The organism is Blastopirellula sp. SH421, from assembly GCF_057808535.1.
Map to the genome: position 1 here is coordinate 656,593 of NZ_CM173712.1, position 15,982 is coordinate 672,574.

Annotated in this window: 15 protein-coding genes; 13 read left to right on the forward strand and 2 right to left on the reverse strand. The window is 52.3% G+C overall.

Annotated elements, in window-relative coordinates; all coding sequences use genetic code 11:
- Positions 1 to 379: 379 nt before the first annotated feature.
- The 3 genes from SH421x_RS02630 to SH421x_RS02640 all read left to right on the forward strand — a co-directional run bounded on the left by SH421x_RS02630 (position 380) and on the right by SH421x_RS02640 (position 2,752).
- On the forward strand, positions 380 to 817 hold the full coding sequence (locus SH421x_RS02630; protein ID WP_488853766.1) for a hypothetical protein: 438 nt from the start codon (positions 380 to 382) through the stop codon (positions 815 to 817).
- A gap of 90 nt (positions 818 to 907) precedes the next feature.
- On the forward strand, positions 908 to 1,348 hold the full coding sequence (locus SH421x_RS02635; RefSeq protein WP_488853767.1) for a hypothetical protein: 441 nt from the start codon (positions 908 to 910) through the stop codon (positions 1,346 to 1,348).
- Between the two features lie 888 nt (positions 1,349 to 2,236).
- Positions 2,237 to 2,752, forward strand: a complete 516-nt coding sequence (locus SH421x_RS02640) for a hypothetical protein (protein ID WP_488853768.1) — start codon at positions 2,237 to 2,239, stop codon at positions 2,750 to 2,752.
- 382 nt (positions 2,753 to 3,134) lie between these two features.
- On the opposite strand, the gene SH421x_RS02645 is transcribed toward SH421x_RS02640, so the two are convergent.
- On the reverse strand, positions 3,135 to 3,395 hold the full coding sequence (locus SH421x_RS02645) for a hypothetical protein (RefSeq protein ID WP_488853769.1): 261 nt from the start codon (positions 3,393 to 3,395) through the stop codon (positions 3,135 to 3,137).
- Between SH421x_RS02645 and SH421x_RS02650 the strand changes: the two genes are divergently transcribed.
- The 9 genes from SH421x_RS02650 to SH421x_RS02690 all read left to right on the forward strand — a co-directional run bounded on the left by SH421x_RS02650 (position 3,394) and on the right by SH421x_RS02690 (position 12,154).
- On the forward strand, positions 3,394 to 3,996 hold the full coding sequence (locus SH421x_RS02650; RefSeq protein WP_488853770.1) for a hypothetical protein: 603 nt from the start codon (positions 3,394 to 3,396) through the stop codon (positions 3,994 to 3,996). The two genes, SH421x_RS02645 and SH421x_RS02650, sit on opposite strands and share 2 nt — an antisense overlap.
- A gap of 211 nt (positions 3,997 to 4,207) precedes the next feature.
- On the forward strand, positions 4,208 to 4,717 hold the full coding sequence (locus SH421x_RS02655) for a hypothetical protein (RefSeq protein ID WP_488853771.1): 510 nt from the start codon (positions 4,208 to 4,210) through the stop codon (positions 4,715 to 4,717).
- A 469-nt stretch (positions 4,718 to 5,186) separates the two neighbouring features.
- A complete protein-coding gene (locus tag SH421x_RS02660; protein WP_488853773.1) occupies positions 5,187 to 5,834 on the forward strand; it encodes a leucine-rich repeat domain-containing protein in 648 nt (215 codons plus the stop codon).
- A 215-nt stretch (positions 5,835 to 6,049) separates the two neighbouring features.
- Positions 6,050 to 6,967 carry a leucine-rich repeat domain-containing protein gene (locus SH421x_RS02665; protein WP_488853775.1) on the forward strand — a complete coding sequence of 306 codons (918 nt, stop codon included), beginning with the start codon at positions 6,050 to 6,052 and terminating at the stop codon, positions 6,965 to 6,967.
- 118 nt (positions 6,968 to 7,085) lie between these two features.
- The gene (locus SH421x_RS02670; RefSeq protein WP_488853777.1) at positions 7,086 to 7,658 is read left to right on the forward strand and encodes a hypothetical protein; all 573 of its coding nucleotides are present in this window, start codon (positions 7,086 to 7,088) and stop codon (positions 7,656 to 7,658) included.
- A gap of 373 nt (positions 7,659 to 8,031) precedes the next feature.
- Positions 8,032 to 8,217 (forward strand): hypothetical protein, encoded by a 186-nt coding sequence (locus SH421x_RS02675; protein WP_488853779.1) that lies wholly within the window; start codon positions 8,032 to 8,034, stop codon positions 8,215 to 8,217.
- Positions 8,218 to 8,471: 254 nt separating this feature from the next.
- Complete coding sequence (locus tag SH421x_RS02680; protein ID WP_488853781.1) at positions 8,472 to 9,458, forward strand: outer membrane protein assembly factor BamB family protein; 987 nt, start codon at positions 8,472 to 8,474, stop codon at positions 9,456 to 9,458.
- A gap of 448 nt (positions 9,459 to 9,906) precedes the next feature.
- On the forward strand, positions 9,907 to 10,380 hold the full coding sequence (locus SH421x_RS02685; RefSeq protein WP_488853783.1) for a hypothetical protein: 474 nt from the start codon (positions 9,907 to 9,909) through the stop codon (positions 10,378 to 10,380).
- Positions 10,381 to 10,597: 217 nt separating this feature from the next.
- The gene (locus SH421x_RS02690) at positions 10,598 to 12,154 is read left to right on the forward strand and encodes a glycosyltransferase family 2 protein (RefSeq protein ID WP_488853785.1); all 1,557 of its coding nucleotides are present in this window, start codon (positions 10,598 to 10,600) and stop codon (positions 12,152 to 12,154) included.
- A 114-nt stretch (positions 12,155 to 12,268) separates the two neighbouring features.
- Here SH421x_RS02690 and SH421x_RS02695 read toward each other — a convergent pair whose 3' ends face one another.
- The gene (locus tag SH421x_RS02695; protein ID WP_488853787.1) at positions 12,269 to 13,831 is read right to left on the reverse strand and encodes a TrkH family potassium uptake protein; all 1,563 of its coding nucleotides are present in this window, start codon (positions 13,829 to 13,831) and stop codon (positions 12,269 to 12,271) included.
- 468 nt (positions 13,832 to 14,299) lie between these two features.
- Here SH421x_RS02695 and kdpA point away from each other — a divergent pair, with 468 nt between their 5' ends.
- Positions 14,300 to 15,970, forward strand: coding sequence for a potassium-transporting ATPase subunit KdpA (gene kdpA / locus SH421x_RS02700; protein ID WP_488853789.1), 1,671 nt, complete (start codon positions 14,300 to 14,302; stop codon positions 15,968 to 15,970).
- The last annotated feature ends 12 nt before the right edge of the window (positions 15,971 to 15,982 follow it).

A 15,982-nucleotide genomic window follows, 5' to 3' on the forward strand; every position in this document is an offset into this window, starting at 1 on the left:
CTCCTTAGTTGGGACTGTTGCCACATCTAGTCCGCTTCCCGCGGCATTGATGGGTTGCGCAGCTGGTGTGGCCCTCTATGTCACAGGAATCCACAACTTAAGGAATAGCTCATTATCAACTGCATATAGACGGTGTATTTTTATTGCATTATGCCTTGTACTTGCTCTGGTTGAACTGATTTTTGTTGGATTAATCGTGATTCCGAGCCAAGTAAACCATTGACTGTTTGCAGTAGGTGCGATAGTCCACGACTTTCGGACAGTGGGTGAGCACGGGTGACATGGCCACGGCTTCCGACAATGGATCGCTAGATGCCGCATCAAACATCGAATAATCGAGCGCTAACGAAACCGCCTGCATCCTTTGCAGGCGGTCTTCTTGCGTAATGCAGGTCAAGCTCGCAACGACATCCAGTTCACTTACAATAACTTCGGGCAACTGATCGCAGACTACCGGGCACACGACGGCGCCGTGAGCACGTCCACCACACCCAAAGTGCAGTATGGCTATGCGGACGGTTCGGCGAATACGATTCGGCCGATCAGCATGACCTATCCCAACGGGCGCATGCTGGCTTATGCCTACGGTACTGCCAGCGGAATGGACGACGCCGCTTGCCGGGTCGCATCGATCGTTGACAATGACGGCGTAACGCATCTGGTCGACTATTCGTATATTGGCAAAGGGGGTTCCGCGCAGTCCGTGGCCGCTCCTTTCGGCCAAGGTTTCGTCGTCGCCGACTGCACACAGCCCGAGACGAAATGGACCCTGGCCGATTTGGCAGGCGCCAAGGACGATCGACAAGATGGCCAATGACTATATTAACGAATGCCGACGGCTCTCGAATGGCGGCGAGAAGCTTCCCGTGCGTCCGCCGAATTATGGCCAGCTTCCGGAATAGCAACAATGATCGAGATTCGCCCACTTTGCTCGGCGGTAGCGTCCGAGCAAATCAAGGCAGAGCAGCGGATTCCCAATTTTTCGCTGCAACTAATCATAGCGGCGATTCATCATGGCGCCTCGGAAATTGAATTCCGAGAGCGCCAGGGCAAACATGAGGTCGCGGAATTGGTGGATGGAACTCGACACCCATGGCCCTCTCCGCCCCCCGAAGTGTTCTCAGCAGTGCTCTACCACTATCACTCAATCTTTCCAATTCACAGCAACCTGACAAAGTTTTTCGTACAGGTGAATCAGACCGAGGTTCGCTTAACGTTTCAGTTCCATCATCAGAATAGTTGGACCATTTCCTGGGAAGGCGCGGAGGGATTGAAAGGGCAATGCAGTCCACTTCTGGCGGAGTTTTGGAAGGCGATGGACGATCCGCGGGATGACGCCGAACGCTAGTAACGATTTTCGCAGTGCAGAAAAGTCTCGATGCGATGGCGGCCTGGCTGTTCAATACGGTCAAACAAAACAGCAGGAACCGATGATCAGGAGAGTTTACCTGGACGCCGCATCAATAGATTCTCAATCCTCAGACCACCTGTTTCCTGAAGGCGGTCTTTTTTTCGCAATGCAGGCCAACTCTCAACGACGTCCAATTCACCTACAATAACTTCGGGTAACGGATCGCAGACTACCAGGCACACGACGGCGCCGTGAACACGTCCACTTCCCCCAAAGTGCAGTACGGGTATTGAAGTCATGGGTGCGTCGCTGAACTCTTGCTTGCCGACGTCGAAAGGCATCGAATTTGAGCCAGTGGTCGATGTCCTTTCTACAATTGGTCAGAAAATTGTGCTCCTCAACAAGAGCGGAACCACAGCCGAACACAATGGCGAAGAACTCTACAGGCAAAACTTCTTAAGTGGACGGTTCGACTGCGGCAATGCTTCCTTGAAGATGCCCCCTGGGGAAAGGCAAGAGCATGGCAGGAATGGCAAGAGACGAACACCGACCTGGAAGCCCCCTGGATAAACGATGCGCCTGACGAAATAAATGATGCTCGTAGAAACAGATGGAGCAAGTGCCAAGCAAGCATTGAAGCTCTGGTGCAGGAGCATCCAACCGAAGCGGCCGAAGAAGACGACATGCCAGAGACCCGCTGCAAAGCAAACGTCTGGCCGCGACTGAACTATCGCAAATTCGCCGAGACGCTCTTGCCGGATTATCGCAGGTTGCCCATCATGGCGCAATCGCCGTGGCAGGCATCCGGCTACTTCAAGGAAACACTTACTTCGTCATCCTGCGCGGGACAGCTTCTGGCTTAAGCATATCTGGACAGGAAACTGCATGAATACCTCATTAATACAAGAGTCGTCTGTGTTTCGCAATTCAATTGCTTTCGTAGGACTGCTTATTGGCTTTGCTGTCTTTTTAGCTGCATTCCTTTTAGACAGGTTTTCACTTGTTACAATCGGATGGTTCGAACAAGCACCGGCGCTATCGTGCCTGTGCTTGGCGGCGTTAATTGCTGGTTGCGTCTGGACTTCATGTATAGTGATGTCACTCCAAAAACCAGTGCTTGTCATGAAGCAGGGATCTGTAACACTTACTCACATCGCAATGCCGTCTCGAAATGTCACGATCGACTATAAAAATATTGAAAAGGTTTCCACGTGGTCATACCCCGATACTGTCCCTGCGTATTTGATATTTGACATTAAGGACCCTAGCGACTTGCAGCGAGACTCCGCTGTCTGGACCAAAGTGGTGGACAATCATTATTACTTTGAGTGCTCTAACCTGACCCTCAGTCCAAACAAAATGGCGCTAGATCTTAACCGTCGAATTGAAGAATCCGAGTGAACGGACAAAGTGGCGTGCTCCCGATATCCTGGTCCATGTGCAGTGAGAGTCTAAAAGGCCGAGAGCCATCAAAGGGGGCGGGGGGCTTTGATTCATCCCGAGTTCTTTCCGGTGTAACCACAGCCTTCCTTTCAAGCAGCATTGACGATGAAATTCCTCGATGCGACCAAGGCTGTGGCCATGGCGCCCAGGCCTTGATGCGTTCTGCGGCGAAGGAACTCCATGCGGTCATTCAGGCCGCCTGCATCCTCTGCAGGCGGTCTTTTTGCACGGGCGCCACGATCGTGTCTTCATGACGACGAATGTGCGCGGTCACTCCTCTGTAACGGCGCGCAATCGCCGCCAGGAACTGAATGGGATTATTCGCTTTCAAAGCCGCTGGTCATTGCACTCTGCGGCAACTAGACTTTGCCAGTAGCTGACTCAATTGCGGCTCAAACTGCATTTCATTGTTATGCCAATCCCAGTCACGATTGTTTTCGATCCGATCACCCGGTGATGCCCTGGCTATATTTTTTGCAGCAACAGATATTTTCAAGTCAGGCACGAAGCGCTGGGCTTGACCAGGGGCTTCAAAGGCCTGTCTCGTAAAATATAAGATCTTGTCCTGGGCGACAGCCAAACCTGCAACGGTACGGAACATGATACTGCTTTCTGCACAGGAAGTTTCGTTTGAACTTTTACCGTGTCATATGCTCGTGCCGGAAGGGGAAGATCTCTATTCTATTCAGTATCACACGACTCAGTTAAACATCTTTTTCAGAATTGCGATCGCCATCTTGATGATTGGCGTCCCCGTGTATGCGCTTGCCAGCGGGGGCGTCGGTTCGCCGTGGAGCAAGGCTCTCGTGGCATGCACAGCAATCATGGCAAGTTTTGTCGCTGGCTTCTTTCCTCGTACAGTCATCGACGTCGGCAGGCGATCCGTGCGAACTGGATATGTGCTGCTGAAGATCCTGCCCATCCCCTTGTTCCGGCAACTTATTCGAGATCAGGATCTCGTCCAGGTTAGAGTGAGCGATCACGACGGAGAGCATCGGCACAATCCTCTTTACGAAGTGGTGATTCGCCGAGACGGCTTCCTGCGGTCCGATATCGTTCTACTCACCGTTACGTTTCCTCCCACAGATCCATCGCAGCAACTGCTTCAATTCGCCAAACTGACCGCCAAACTGCTAAAGATAGAACATGATGACCAGCTCAACACAGACCGATTGAGAGGAAGCTTGCCAGAGTGCGATTAGCGGATAGGGCTGGGCGTCGCCAAGGGATTCACCCAATGCCGGCAATGATTTCGTCTTTTACAAATACATCTTGATGCGGCCTTGGGTTAATCAGTTCATTCCGGTCGACCAAATCCGCAGGCACTGACGGCCAAAAAAGATACTTGAATGCCGCATCAATAGATTCGCAATCTTCAGACCGCCTGTTTCCTGCAGGCGGGCTTTTTTTGTATTGCAGCCCAAACTGTCGACGACGTCCAGTTCGCCTACAATAACTTCGGGCAACGGATGCGGACGTTATGTCGGCGCACTCACTTGCTTCAGTGGAAAATATAAGGACATTCTCCCAGATAAAGCGAAAATCCCGGGATTCCCAGTCGGGAAAGACGGAGAGGCGCTTTTTGCAGATCAAGTCAGGCCAAATCTGGATATTGCCATTGCACAAGCGAAAGAACTCGCAAAAAGCCTATGCAGAAATCGAAAACAATTCAAAGACGATGGCAACGACGAGAGTTACCGTTGCGGAGATAAACTCCAGCGTTGCGATAGCATACGGCTGACTGTAACTTGCGATGACGCAATGCGAAAACTCCTGGCTCAGGGAATCGGCCCAAAAGGTACCGTCGTGTTTGATCCTGAGGAAGCAGAAACGAAGAACTTGTGCAGCTTGAATTTGAAATATGACTGCAACAAAAAAACTGGCCGATTTAAACTGCTCGATGAAACTCCAAAGTCGAAATAGCGGAATTGTTCACGGCTAGACCGACTTCACCTCCGCATCAAGCGAGTTTCACATGCGAATAAGATTTTCCCTAAAATCGGCCATTGCGGCGATCACGCTTACTTGCGTAGCGCTATCTTGGTTCGTCTATGAAAGAAGTTGGTATTACCAAGATCGACACACGGGTTACATTCTGGACCAGCGATACATCTCGAGCCCGCACGCCAAAAACACTTTGTTCAATCCTGACGACGAATCAGAATTGCTTCTTCCACAATTCGATCAAGCTTCGACCGAGTTTCCAACAACGGAAAATCTCTATCAAGGTCAACTGTTTGTCCCCCTGGATGAAGTGAGTTTCTCCTGGGAAGACCAACTTGACGAAGAAGCCTGGCGGTTGCTGCGGCGTCTTCGCTCAGTCAAGAGCCTCCGCCTATACGACTGCAAAATTACGAGCGAAGAGAAAACGTTCCAGCGATTCCCAGAACTCTTGGCGCTTTCGGTTCATGAAGTGCCGCTTCGTGACGCTCAGCTGCGAGAGATTTTTGCACTCCCACGCCTGACAACCCTGGACCTGGCGACGATAGGCGGGCGCCCGTTTCAGAATTTGGGCGAGTCAGTCGGACTGAACCATGTTACCGAACTGGTCATTCATCAGCTGGCAATCCCCAGCGAGGATTTCCTGAAGCTGACGAAGCGCGGCCAGCTAAGATCGCTCAGAATCACCGAGTGCGAGGTGAGTCCAGGGGTGTTGAAGAACATCGGACAACTCAAGGAACTTCGCAAGCTCTACATCGATGACACGCAAGTAACGCCGGAAACCATGCAAAGCATCGCGGCACTGCCACATTTAGAATCGCTGGTACTGGCCGACGCGTCGATCACCAACGAGATGATGCAGTGCGTCGCCGGCATGAAAAACCTGAAGGGGCTCGCCATCTGCGACACCCCGATCGACGATGCAGCGGTTGACGCGATCGTCGGCTTGAAACTGGAGTGGTTAAATTTGAACGGGACGGAGATTTCGGAGAAGTCAATCGCGAAACTGGAAAGGATACCGACCCTCAACTGGAAAACGGTTCTCCTGACTGACCCTCTGATGGAGCACCCCCGCGTAATCGAGTTGCGCGGGCCATAGCTGGCACGGGCGCCCGGGCTAAAAGCTGGCCGGAGCGACGCCTGCTTGCTGGAAGTATTGCTGGGGACGTGATTTATGGTGCGATCGCCATGGGGCGCGGAAGCAAGGAATAGAGAATGAAGCTATTTATAAGATATTCGCTCCGCAGCATCTTTGCACTAATTTTCATACTAAGTTGCATTTGTGCTTGGCTGTTTCAGCAAAGGGCTTCCTACATGCAAGAGAGTGAGGCTGCAGAGCTTCTTATTCGTGAGTGCGACGCCAGTCTCCATGGAGATCCCAACTGGGGCTGGGAGGAAGAATTTACTCCCAATCCATTTCCCGTCTGGGACGAGCTTTGGCGTGGGCGACTCTATTTCCCAATCAGCGATATTTTTATCAGCGGGAAGACAATTCATGATTCTACTTGGAGTGCAATGAGTGAATTAGAGGGCCTCAGGGGCATGCGTATTCAAGACTGCACTATTGAAGTACGAGGGCCATCTTTTTCTCAAATGCCGAAGATAAGATCGGTCAAGATACTGAATGCAAATATGCCAAGAGATTCTCTTAGAGAATTATTCCAGCTGCAATACCTTCGAGAATTGGCGCTTGTCAAGGTTGGCGATCATCCTTTGAAGCAGCTGTCAGGCTCGCGTCATTTTAGAAACTTAAGCATCCTGACATTGCAGCAATCGAAACTAGATACATCAGAACTGGAGTATGTCTGGGCGACGACGCAACTAGAATCCCTCTCTCTAACCTACTGTGAAATCGATTCGGATGCATTAGCGGGAATTTCGAGGCTCCAGCAATTAAGATTTTTGCGACTAGATGGCGCCATGCTGCCACAGGGTTTGGCGGCAACGATCGCTGGTCTGCCTAATCTAGAAGCCCTGCATCTCTCCAATACAAATATAAATGACGAAGATCTAAGGCAGCTCAGTCAGCGAGATACTTTGAGAGAACTTCACTTGGGATCTACTGCAGTTACCGATGAGGGTGTTGCCTTTCTTATCGAGCTCGAGCACCTTCGAGTCTTAGACCTCTCGCGGACGGAGATTACGAAGCGATCGCTAGACCTTCTCCATGAGATGAAATCCCTGGATTGGGATAGGGTGTCAATTCGCGGAAACGGATTCGATATAGATTGAACCCTGGCCTGCCCATGGCGACTGAAGCTTCAGCAACCACCGGGGCTTTTACTGCTAAAATAAGCATCCGCCATTCAACGACTTTGATCGACACACGCTATTCAGAAATGCCGTTGCAATGAACTCGCGACCGACGTTTAGCCTGAAAGGCGCAGCAGCCATTTTTGCGATACTCTCGATTTTTATGGCAATGCTCGTCGGCAAGCCACAGGTCGCTTATAACTCGGGCGCTCGTGAGCAACTAGCGAACTCGTTGCAGGTGATTCGCACGGAGCTTGATTCCTTAAAAACAAAGGCAGAGATGCCTGACCTTTTGATCGGGCCTTCAGCGGCCCAATTGGATTTGAATGATGCGGCGTTTCGGGCCAAGCACCGCGTCGCCGTTCGCTGGCACGATGGCGACGAATATCACGATCTGTTATTTGCTCCCTTTGTGCTTACTGAAGGTTTCATCGCAGGCGAGAAACTCAGCCAAGCATTACCCCTTGTCGTCATGGTTCCCGCAGGCCTTCCAGGCAGAAAAGTAGCCTCCAGGCCATGGGACTGTGATCGGCAATTGCCCGAGAGCGAGTGGATGGTTTGCCTGGCGAAAACGATGCAGCGGTTATTTTCGGAAAATGGCATCCAAGACGCAACCGTCTTGCTGCCTGATGGATCGATTCGACATGTTCCCGTGAGCGACCTATTCTAAATCCGCACTTCAAAAAAAAGGGGCTACTTTTTCGGCCCATCCGGCTTCGCTATGAGATTTGTCAGTGCCCCTAAGTAACTGCTCTGGCCTTCGTGGACAAACCAAGAATTACAGGATCGATAGCTGGCGATGAACGCAGAAATCCTGAGAAATTACTACGAGACAAATGGACCAATTCCTCGCAAGGCGATTGCAGCTGCATTGCGAACGAATGATTTGCTTGAGTCTGCTGAAGAACATCAAATGTCGAAACAGATGCAATGAACGTTTCGACTGGATCCTCGATCGTCGACTGTAGCTATTGTGCATGGGGGGGGATGCGACGCGAGTTCTCCAAGCCTCTAAACCCTTCCCCCACAACAAGAACTAAACCATGATAAAATCACTAACCTGCGGAATAGCGGCATCCGCCGCTTACGCACTTGGATGCTACCTTCTGCAAGAGCCGCTCTCTCTGGTCCAGATCGGATTGAACACGCTGATCTTTACGTTCGCCGTGCTGATCTGGAGCTACTTTGTCAATAAGAATCAGACAAGGGATGACTTCAATGAACCCTAGCGACACGTCCCTCGCCCACTAAAAATAATCGCTCCCACTCAGGCTAAAAGCTGGCCGGAACGAAGCCTGCTTGCTGGAGGTATTGCTGGGGACGTGATTTGTGGTGCAATCGCCGTGTTGCCACTGGCGGCATGATTCTAATCGGTGCAACCATGTGCGTGGCTGGCTCGATTCTAACTGCCGATGGACTACATCGCCGTGTTTTCTAAGGTGAGATGATGTTGAAGTTCTTTTCACACTTATGGAGCATAGAGTTGTCTCCAATCGTTAGTTCTTTTGCATTGAATTTCCACGGAGTTGTCGCAGGAACCAAGATACGACATGGGAATTCTACGAGGAAACATCATGAGGAGGAAAACCATCTAAGAGGAACGCTCAAATTAATCTCCTATAAAGATGGTCACACAATTTGGGATATCGAGGGAGCGGGAATCTTGACTAATCTTGTGGCGCATGGCGACATTGTCGCCGCAGGGACCAGCGATCAATCCCTTGCCCTTGTGCGAAGTAGTGACGGAACACTCGTCGCCACATTCTCTCTCGAAGCTATGCCGACTATTCTTCGGATATCCTCCGATTCACGCCTCGCGATTGGAGACGCAATCGGGAACATCTATATCTTGGAAACAGACTCGACAAATCTTCGTAAGGTTGGCTGTATTTCGAGCCGAGTTTCCGAGATCGTCTTTCTGAAAGAAGAGCGGCTGGCCTGTCGGAATGAAGAAGAGGAGATGTTTATGATCTCCCTCGAAACTGGAGAAACTGTATGGAATCGTCAACTACCGATGTTCTCGTACGGGGAATGGCTCATTCGAGATGACGTCATACTTACGCCGCACCACGCTGACATAGCGCGGGTCGACATCGGCAGCGGAGATCTGAAAGTAGTCTTCGAGGGGAGTCGCGAGATAACCTCCGGGATAGTTTTTTGCGGGAAAGGCAACCTTGCCTTCGCAACCCCGGACCGAATTTGCTGCGTCGACTTTAAGTCGGGCAAGCTTCGGTGGGAAGTCACTGTCACGGACTTAGTTTACGCTGAAATGCACCTTCTGAATTCACAGTTTCTTGTAGCTCAGTGTCAAGATGGATCACTGCTTGCTATTGATTGTCGAAGTGGAGATATTGTTTCTCGGGCTCAAGCATCCATTGGAATCGAAGACTCAATCGTCTCGGACAGCAATATCATATATTGCCTGCATTCGGGAAAAACGATTTCCGCTCATCAATTTGCAGTTCCGTAATTCTGGCAAAAAAATCCGCCTCTTGCAGTCGAACAGCTGGGTGGCAACCAGCGCCGGTAAGGATTTCCAGATCCAAGAAAATCTCATGAATGCGCCCTATATTGAAGCAGTTCCGTGCGGTCGACCAAGAAAGAACTCCTGGATACTGCATCAAATCAGTCGCAACCTTTAGACCGCCTGCATCCTCTGCAGGCGGTCTTTTTGCACTGGCGCCACGATCGTGTCTTCATGACTGGCGTGCTCCCCAAAAACTGGTCCATGTGCAATGAGAGTCTAATGGCCGAGAGCAATCAAAGGGGGCGTGGGGCTTTGATTCATCCCGAGCTATTTCAGGTGCAACCATCGCCTTCCTTTCAAGCAGCATTGACGATGAAATTCCTCGATGCGACCAAGGCCGTGGCCATGGCGCCCAGGCCTGGACATCAACAGCAAAAATTCGGAGGACTGAATGGAGCCTAAAGATTGTTTCACTGAAAAAGTCTTGGATGAATACCATTCGTTGGTCTGCGCAGCGTTGGGCTATGCAGGTCCATCACGGTTCCGGCTCTCAGAGTTCCCAACTGTGTTTGCATTTTTGAATGAAGTGCAGACCTCCTCGCAAAGGCGTTCTTTTTCGATTGAGTCCGTTGGGGCTGACGGCAGTGCGTTGCCCATGATGAGCAACGAAGATTTCTTGGTCATTCTTCCTGATTTAGTGGCGGGCTGTCTTTATAACGAACCAGATCCAATTCTTTGCACGACCGTTGTGAACCGATTTATCGAAATCACAGAACGGAGCCACGAATGGCAAGCGGTCCGAGCGGCGATCTCTGACAGTCATCTGGACAGACTCAGGAAAAGTCTTCTTGATGTAGTAAACTATGGCTGGAAAGGACGTCGCGTACTCAAACGCTCTGATCGGGTGAATTTAGCATTTTCGTAAGTGCTTTCCTGCAGCAAGATTGGCGTTCGCGGTTTAAGAATCCTAGGGCGAGTTTGCTTCAACAATTTCTCTCCTTTTCCGCCTCTTTTGCATTCGGCGTATTTCTAGCGCCAATCGCCAGCTTCTTTGCGCATAGAAACCTAGATACAAGAACACCGTCGGCGACCACTCTTGGTTAGGCCCTTCTCGCCTTGCATTCTTCTTAAAGAGAGACTCCATGAAGATCGTTCCCCAAATTCATAATCGCTCCCTGCCCAACCCATCCGGTCCAGGCCAGCGTCATGAAGTTTCGCCTGGCGATTGCTCGATGATCGTCACCTGCAAAGGTCGACTGGATCATCTGAAACAGACGATTGCGGCCCAGTTGGAGATGGGTGCAGGAGAGTACCTGCTGATCGACTATGAAGATCCGGATCACAGCGGCGTCTGGGCTCAGGAGAAGTTCGGCGACCGCGTGACGGTCGTTCGCCCTGCGGCGCTGCGATCTCCCTACTTCAATGTTTGCCATGCCCGCAACGTCGGCGCGATGGCGGCGACCGGAAAGGTGCTGGTCTTTATGGACGCCGACATCACGCCGGATAAAGATTTTCTACCGGCGATCTGCAAAGGCTTCAACATCCAGCCCGAGGTGATGCTGATGCGGGTCAAGTACTGCCAGGAAAACTGGTCGAAGATCGGCACCTGGGCGGTGCGTGCCGAAACGTTTCATGCAGTTCGCGGCTATCGCGAAATCATGGATGGCTGGGGCTCGGAAGATGTGGATATCTATCAGCGGAGCGAAGCCGTAGGCAGAGCGATCTTCTATCCTGGAGAACTGATGTCGGTCATCAAGCACGACAATGACCTGCGCGTCGCTCACTATCCCGAGAAAGACAAATTGATCAGCCAGAAAAAGATGCAGCACTTAATCAATACGGCCCAGGGGATGGTGAATCCTGAAGGCTATGGCCGGCTGGATCCGCTTGCGCGCGGTGTTGTGACGGCGGCCGACGCCGGCTATTTTGCAGGCGTCAAGCTGCTGTTCCGCTCAATTCAAGAGACAGAACCAACCCCGTTTCGCTGCGTCGATCTCGGCTTGACCGAAGAACAACGGCAGTGGTGCCGGCAAGCGGCGCTGCAACTGATCGAACTGCCGAAAGTTGATCTGAATGCGTTTAAGGACAACTCAAGATACGCAGACCGGGTTAAAAAGAGCCATCACCTGTGGGTCAAACCATGGCTTGTTTCCGCCAGTCCTTTTACCGATACGTTATGGATCGATGCGGACTGCGTGGTCACTCGACCGCTGTCCGAGCTGTTCCCGCTGATTGAAGAAGGGATTGTTTCGTTCCGCGACGCAAACTGCCCTGCGGCGACGCCCAACGATCCACGACTTTACGAAATTCTCCCGGTTCCTCAAGTAACGACGAAGCATCAAAACTCTGGCGTGCTGGGATTCCGCAAAGAACGCGACAGTGACTTAATTTACTGGTGGAAGTATGCCGTCCAGCAGGCGACCAGCCGGCCGGAGGTGCGAGAGCTCGTCTCTTGGCACGATCAAGGCTGCCTGCTGTGGGCGCTGCATAAGACAGGGCGAGCCGAACAGATTCGGGAAGAAACTACCTGGAACTATCCGCCACACGGTTGGGATCATCGTCGCTTGAAAGAACGCCGACGCTATCAAGATGCAAACGTCTTGCGCGATGTTCGCGGCGATCATCCGCGTGCAGGGATCGTCCACTACATGGCGCAGCCCAAGTTGTGGGAGTTGCTTGATGGGCAGCTAAATGCTTGAACAAGCCGTGCTGCGGCAGACTCAAAACACCGCTTGTAAGTCATTGTGCATGTCTTTTTCGACTTTGGATGTCATGGAAAACTGCCTTTGAAGTTCCGCCGTTCGCGAATCAGACTAGCGTTTCCGCCAGAAGTCGGGGAGGAGTAGGGCGAGGATCGGGATCATTTCCAATCGTCCGAGCAGCATGAGCAAAGTCAGAAGATACTTGCTCGCCCAGTGGAAGTGGGCGTAGTTCTTTGTGGCTCCGACGACTCCTAGTCCGGGGCCCACGCCGTTGAGCGTCGCTGCGACGGCACTGGCGCAGTCGGTTAGTTTTTCTTGAATCGTAAAGCCGGCGTTGGTCCAGGCGGCGTCTGGTTCGATGATGACGAGGCCTAGCCAGCCGAAGACGAAGGCCGCGGCCACGATCCCGAAGTAGAACAAGACTTGGCTTGCGATGCCATCGTCAAGGCAATCATTGCCAAGTCGAATGGGCCGGATGACGGAGGGGCGGTACGCTCTTTGCAACTCTCTGCTCAGAATTTTTCCGAGCAGAACAAAGCGGATGACCTTAATGGCGCAGCTCGTACTGCCGGCACAACCGCCGACGAACATCAGCAGAAAAAGAAGGCCACGACCGAACTGGTTCCACTGATCAAAGTCGTGAGTGGCAAAGCCGGTGTTGGTCTGGATCGATGCGACTTGGAAGATCGAGTATCGGATCGCCTCGGGGGGGGAAGAAAAGTCGTGATGCCCTAATCCAAAAATCGCGATCAACGCCGTGCTACCTAGCAAGATTGAAAGGTAGGTGCGAACTTCCAAATCTTTCCATAGGCGGCGAAAGTTCCCTAAAGACGCGAAGTAGAGCAACGCAAAATTGATGCAGGCAATGGCCATGAAAACCGCGATCGTCATCTCGATAGCGAGACTATGGAAATGGGCGACGCTTGTGTTGTAGGTGCTATAGCCGCCGGTGGCGATAGTGCCAAAGGAATGACAAATCGCGTCATACAGGTTCATGCCCTCCAGCATTAGCAGGGCCGTCAGAATGACGTTCAAGCCTAGGTAAACGCCGGTAAAAGCGAACGCCGCATGCTGCATGCGGGCATGGGTAGGTTGATCATGGGGGCCTGGCACTTCGGCTCGCATGATCGCTTTGCCAGTGGACCCCTGGCCCAAGATTGCGACGAAGAGGACCATGATTCCAAGGCCGCCAAGAAAGTGCGTTTCTGATCTCCAGAACAAAATCGCGCGGGGAACGAGTTCGGGGTTTTCCAGATCGGCAATGACGGTCGCTCCACAGCCGGTAAACCCCGATGCGGACTCGAAGACCGCGTCGGCGATCGTCATCAGTACGACGACGGGTCGCCCTTCAACGTCATGCGTTACGCCTCGGGCCGTTCCGCTAATCAAAAATGGCAAAGCCCCAAGTAAGCTCGCTAGGCACCAACTCAGTCCGACGATCGCCAGACTCTCGCGGCGATAGAGATGAGCAGGCGCGTTGTGTCCCCAGTAGTAAAGTGCTGCGCCGATTGCCGACGAAAGGGTCATGGTCCCCAGTAGACCTGTCAACGACGACCATTCGACTTCGGGCGTATCTCCAATCCCGGGAATGGCCCAAGGAACGCTCGCTAAAAAGGAGATCGACAGCATGAAGCAGACGATCCCCAAGTATTTCGCAATGAGTCGAAAATTCACGCGTTCTCGATGAAATTCAAAAAAATAATCAGGCTAAATCGATTCGGTTTTTGTGCTGCCCACGCTTGGCGTAACTTAGCAAAACAGGGCGTGCAAACCTTGGATCTTGATAAATTCTTGATGTTATGGCGATCGATTTTAATAGCCGCTTGAGGTTCTCTGACTTCAGATCGATTCTTGACAAAACTTTGATATGGGCAGGTCTTATCTTGACGCTGGTTTGAGGCGGAACCTGCGATAATTCATTTCGTTAATGACATTAAAGGAGTTCGCCATGCTTGCTGGATTTATGTTTTTGATAGCCGCGATTGGCTTCGGTCTGTTGTGGGGTTTGGTCGAACTGATCGACCACTTCAAGGGAGGTGCTTCGTGAATGTGATTGTCGTATTGGTAACTGGGCTTTCCTTTGTCTATCTCACCTATGTGATGCTCTGTCCGGAGCGCTTCTAGGTTTGAAGGAGTATTTCGATGTTTAGCTGGACTCTCCCGTTACTCATTTTGGGCGTCACGATCGCTTTGGCTTGGCCGCTGGGGTGGTACATGCGTTGCGTGATGCATCCGCGTCGCGAATCGTTGGAATTTCGCTGGTGGGAGATCGCCATCCATCGCATCGTCGGACGCGACGATCAGGAACTGGTTACTTGGGCCGGTTATTGCCGATCGATGCTGGCGTTTAACTTTTGCATGTTTGTATTGGTGTTCCTCGTACTTTCGTTTCAGAACCTTCTGCCGCTCAATCCTGATGGTAAGCAAGGTTTAGAGCCGACGCTGGCGCTGAACACGGCCATTTCGTTCGTGACCAATACGAACCTTCAGCACTACTCAGGCGAGGTTTCGCTCAGCTATCTCTCGCAGATGACGCTGATGTGGTTGCAATTTGTCTCGGCCGCGACGGGGATTGCAGCACTCACCGCGTTGGCCCGGGGAATGGCCGGCGAGGAGTCGATGGGCAATTTTTATCAAGATGTCGCCCGAGCCGCGTTCCTCGTGTTGCTCCCCTTGGCGATCATCGTCGCGACTTTCCTGGCCGTAAGCGGGTGTCCGATGACCTTCGCCGGCGCGGCCGAAGCAATCACTCTCGAGGGCCTGCCGCAGACAATTGCGCGCGGTCCGGTCGCCGCGTTCGTGGCGATCAAACAGCTGGGGACAAACGGCGGCGGATTTTTTGGTCCGAACAGCGCTCATCCGCTAGAGAATCCGACGTTTTGGACCAACGTCATCAGCAATGTCGCCATTCTTTTGATCCCGATGGCCTCGGTCTGGATGTTTGGGCGGATCACCGAGAGGATGGCGCACGCCAAGGTGATCTTTCTGGTGATGCTGCTTATGTTCGTTGGACTAGTCGGGTACGCAGGCTACAACGAGCAACAGCCGGCCGCTGCATTGGCCGACTTGCCGGTGACGGAGCAAGGAAATCTGGAGGGAAAAGAGCTGCGCTTTGGGCTGTCAGCCGGACCCACCTGGGCGGTCTCTACGACGGCGACTTCCAATGGTTCGGTCAATGCGATGCATGACAGTCTGAATCCATTGACGGGCGCCGCTCCGATGACTGGCATGTGGCTGAACGTCGTCTTTGGGGGTGTGGGAGTTGGGATGATCAACATGTTTTTGTTTGTGATCGTCGCCGTGTTTCTCGCAGGCATGATGGTCGGTCGAACGCCTGAGTATTTGAGGCGAAAGATCGAAGCCAGAGAGATGAAGCTTGCGTTGCTCACCATTCTGGCTCATCCGCTGTTCATCCTCGGAGGCACCGCGCTATTCGCTGCGACTGCCTGGGGACGAGATACGCTGAATAACCCCGGAAGTCATGGTTTATCGGAGATTATCTACGAGTTCAGCTCTGCCGCAGCCAACAACGGCTCTGGGTTTGAGGGATTGGGTGACAATACGATGCCTTGGAATATCGCGACGGCGCTGGTGATGCTGCTAGGTCGGTTCATTCCCATCATCGCGCCGCTGGCGATCGCCGGTTCACTGGCGGCGAAACGCGCTACGCCTGAAGGAGCCGGGACATTTCGAACCGACTCTTGGATGTTTGGCGTCATTCTGCTGGGAACGATCCTCATTGTCGGCGCGTTGTTGTTTCTGCCGCTCGCGATCTTAGGGCCGATGGCGGAATACCTGAGCGTAGTTCGTTAAGCGAAAATCCTG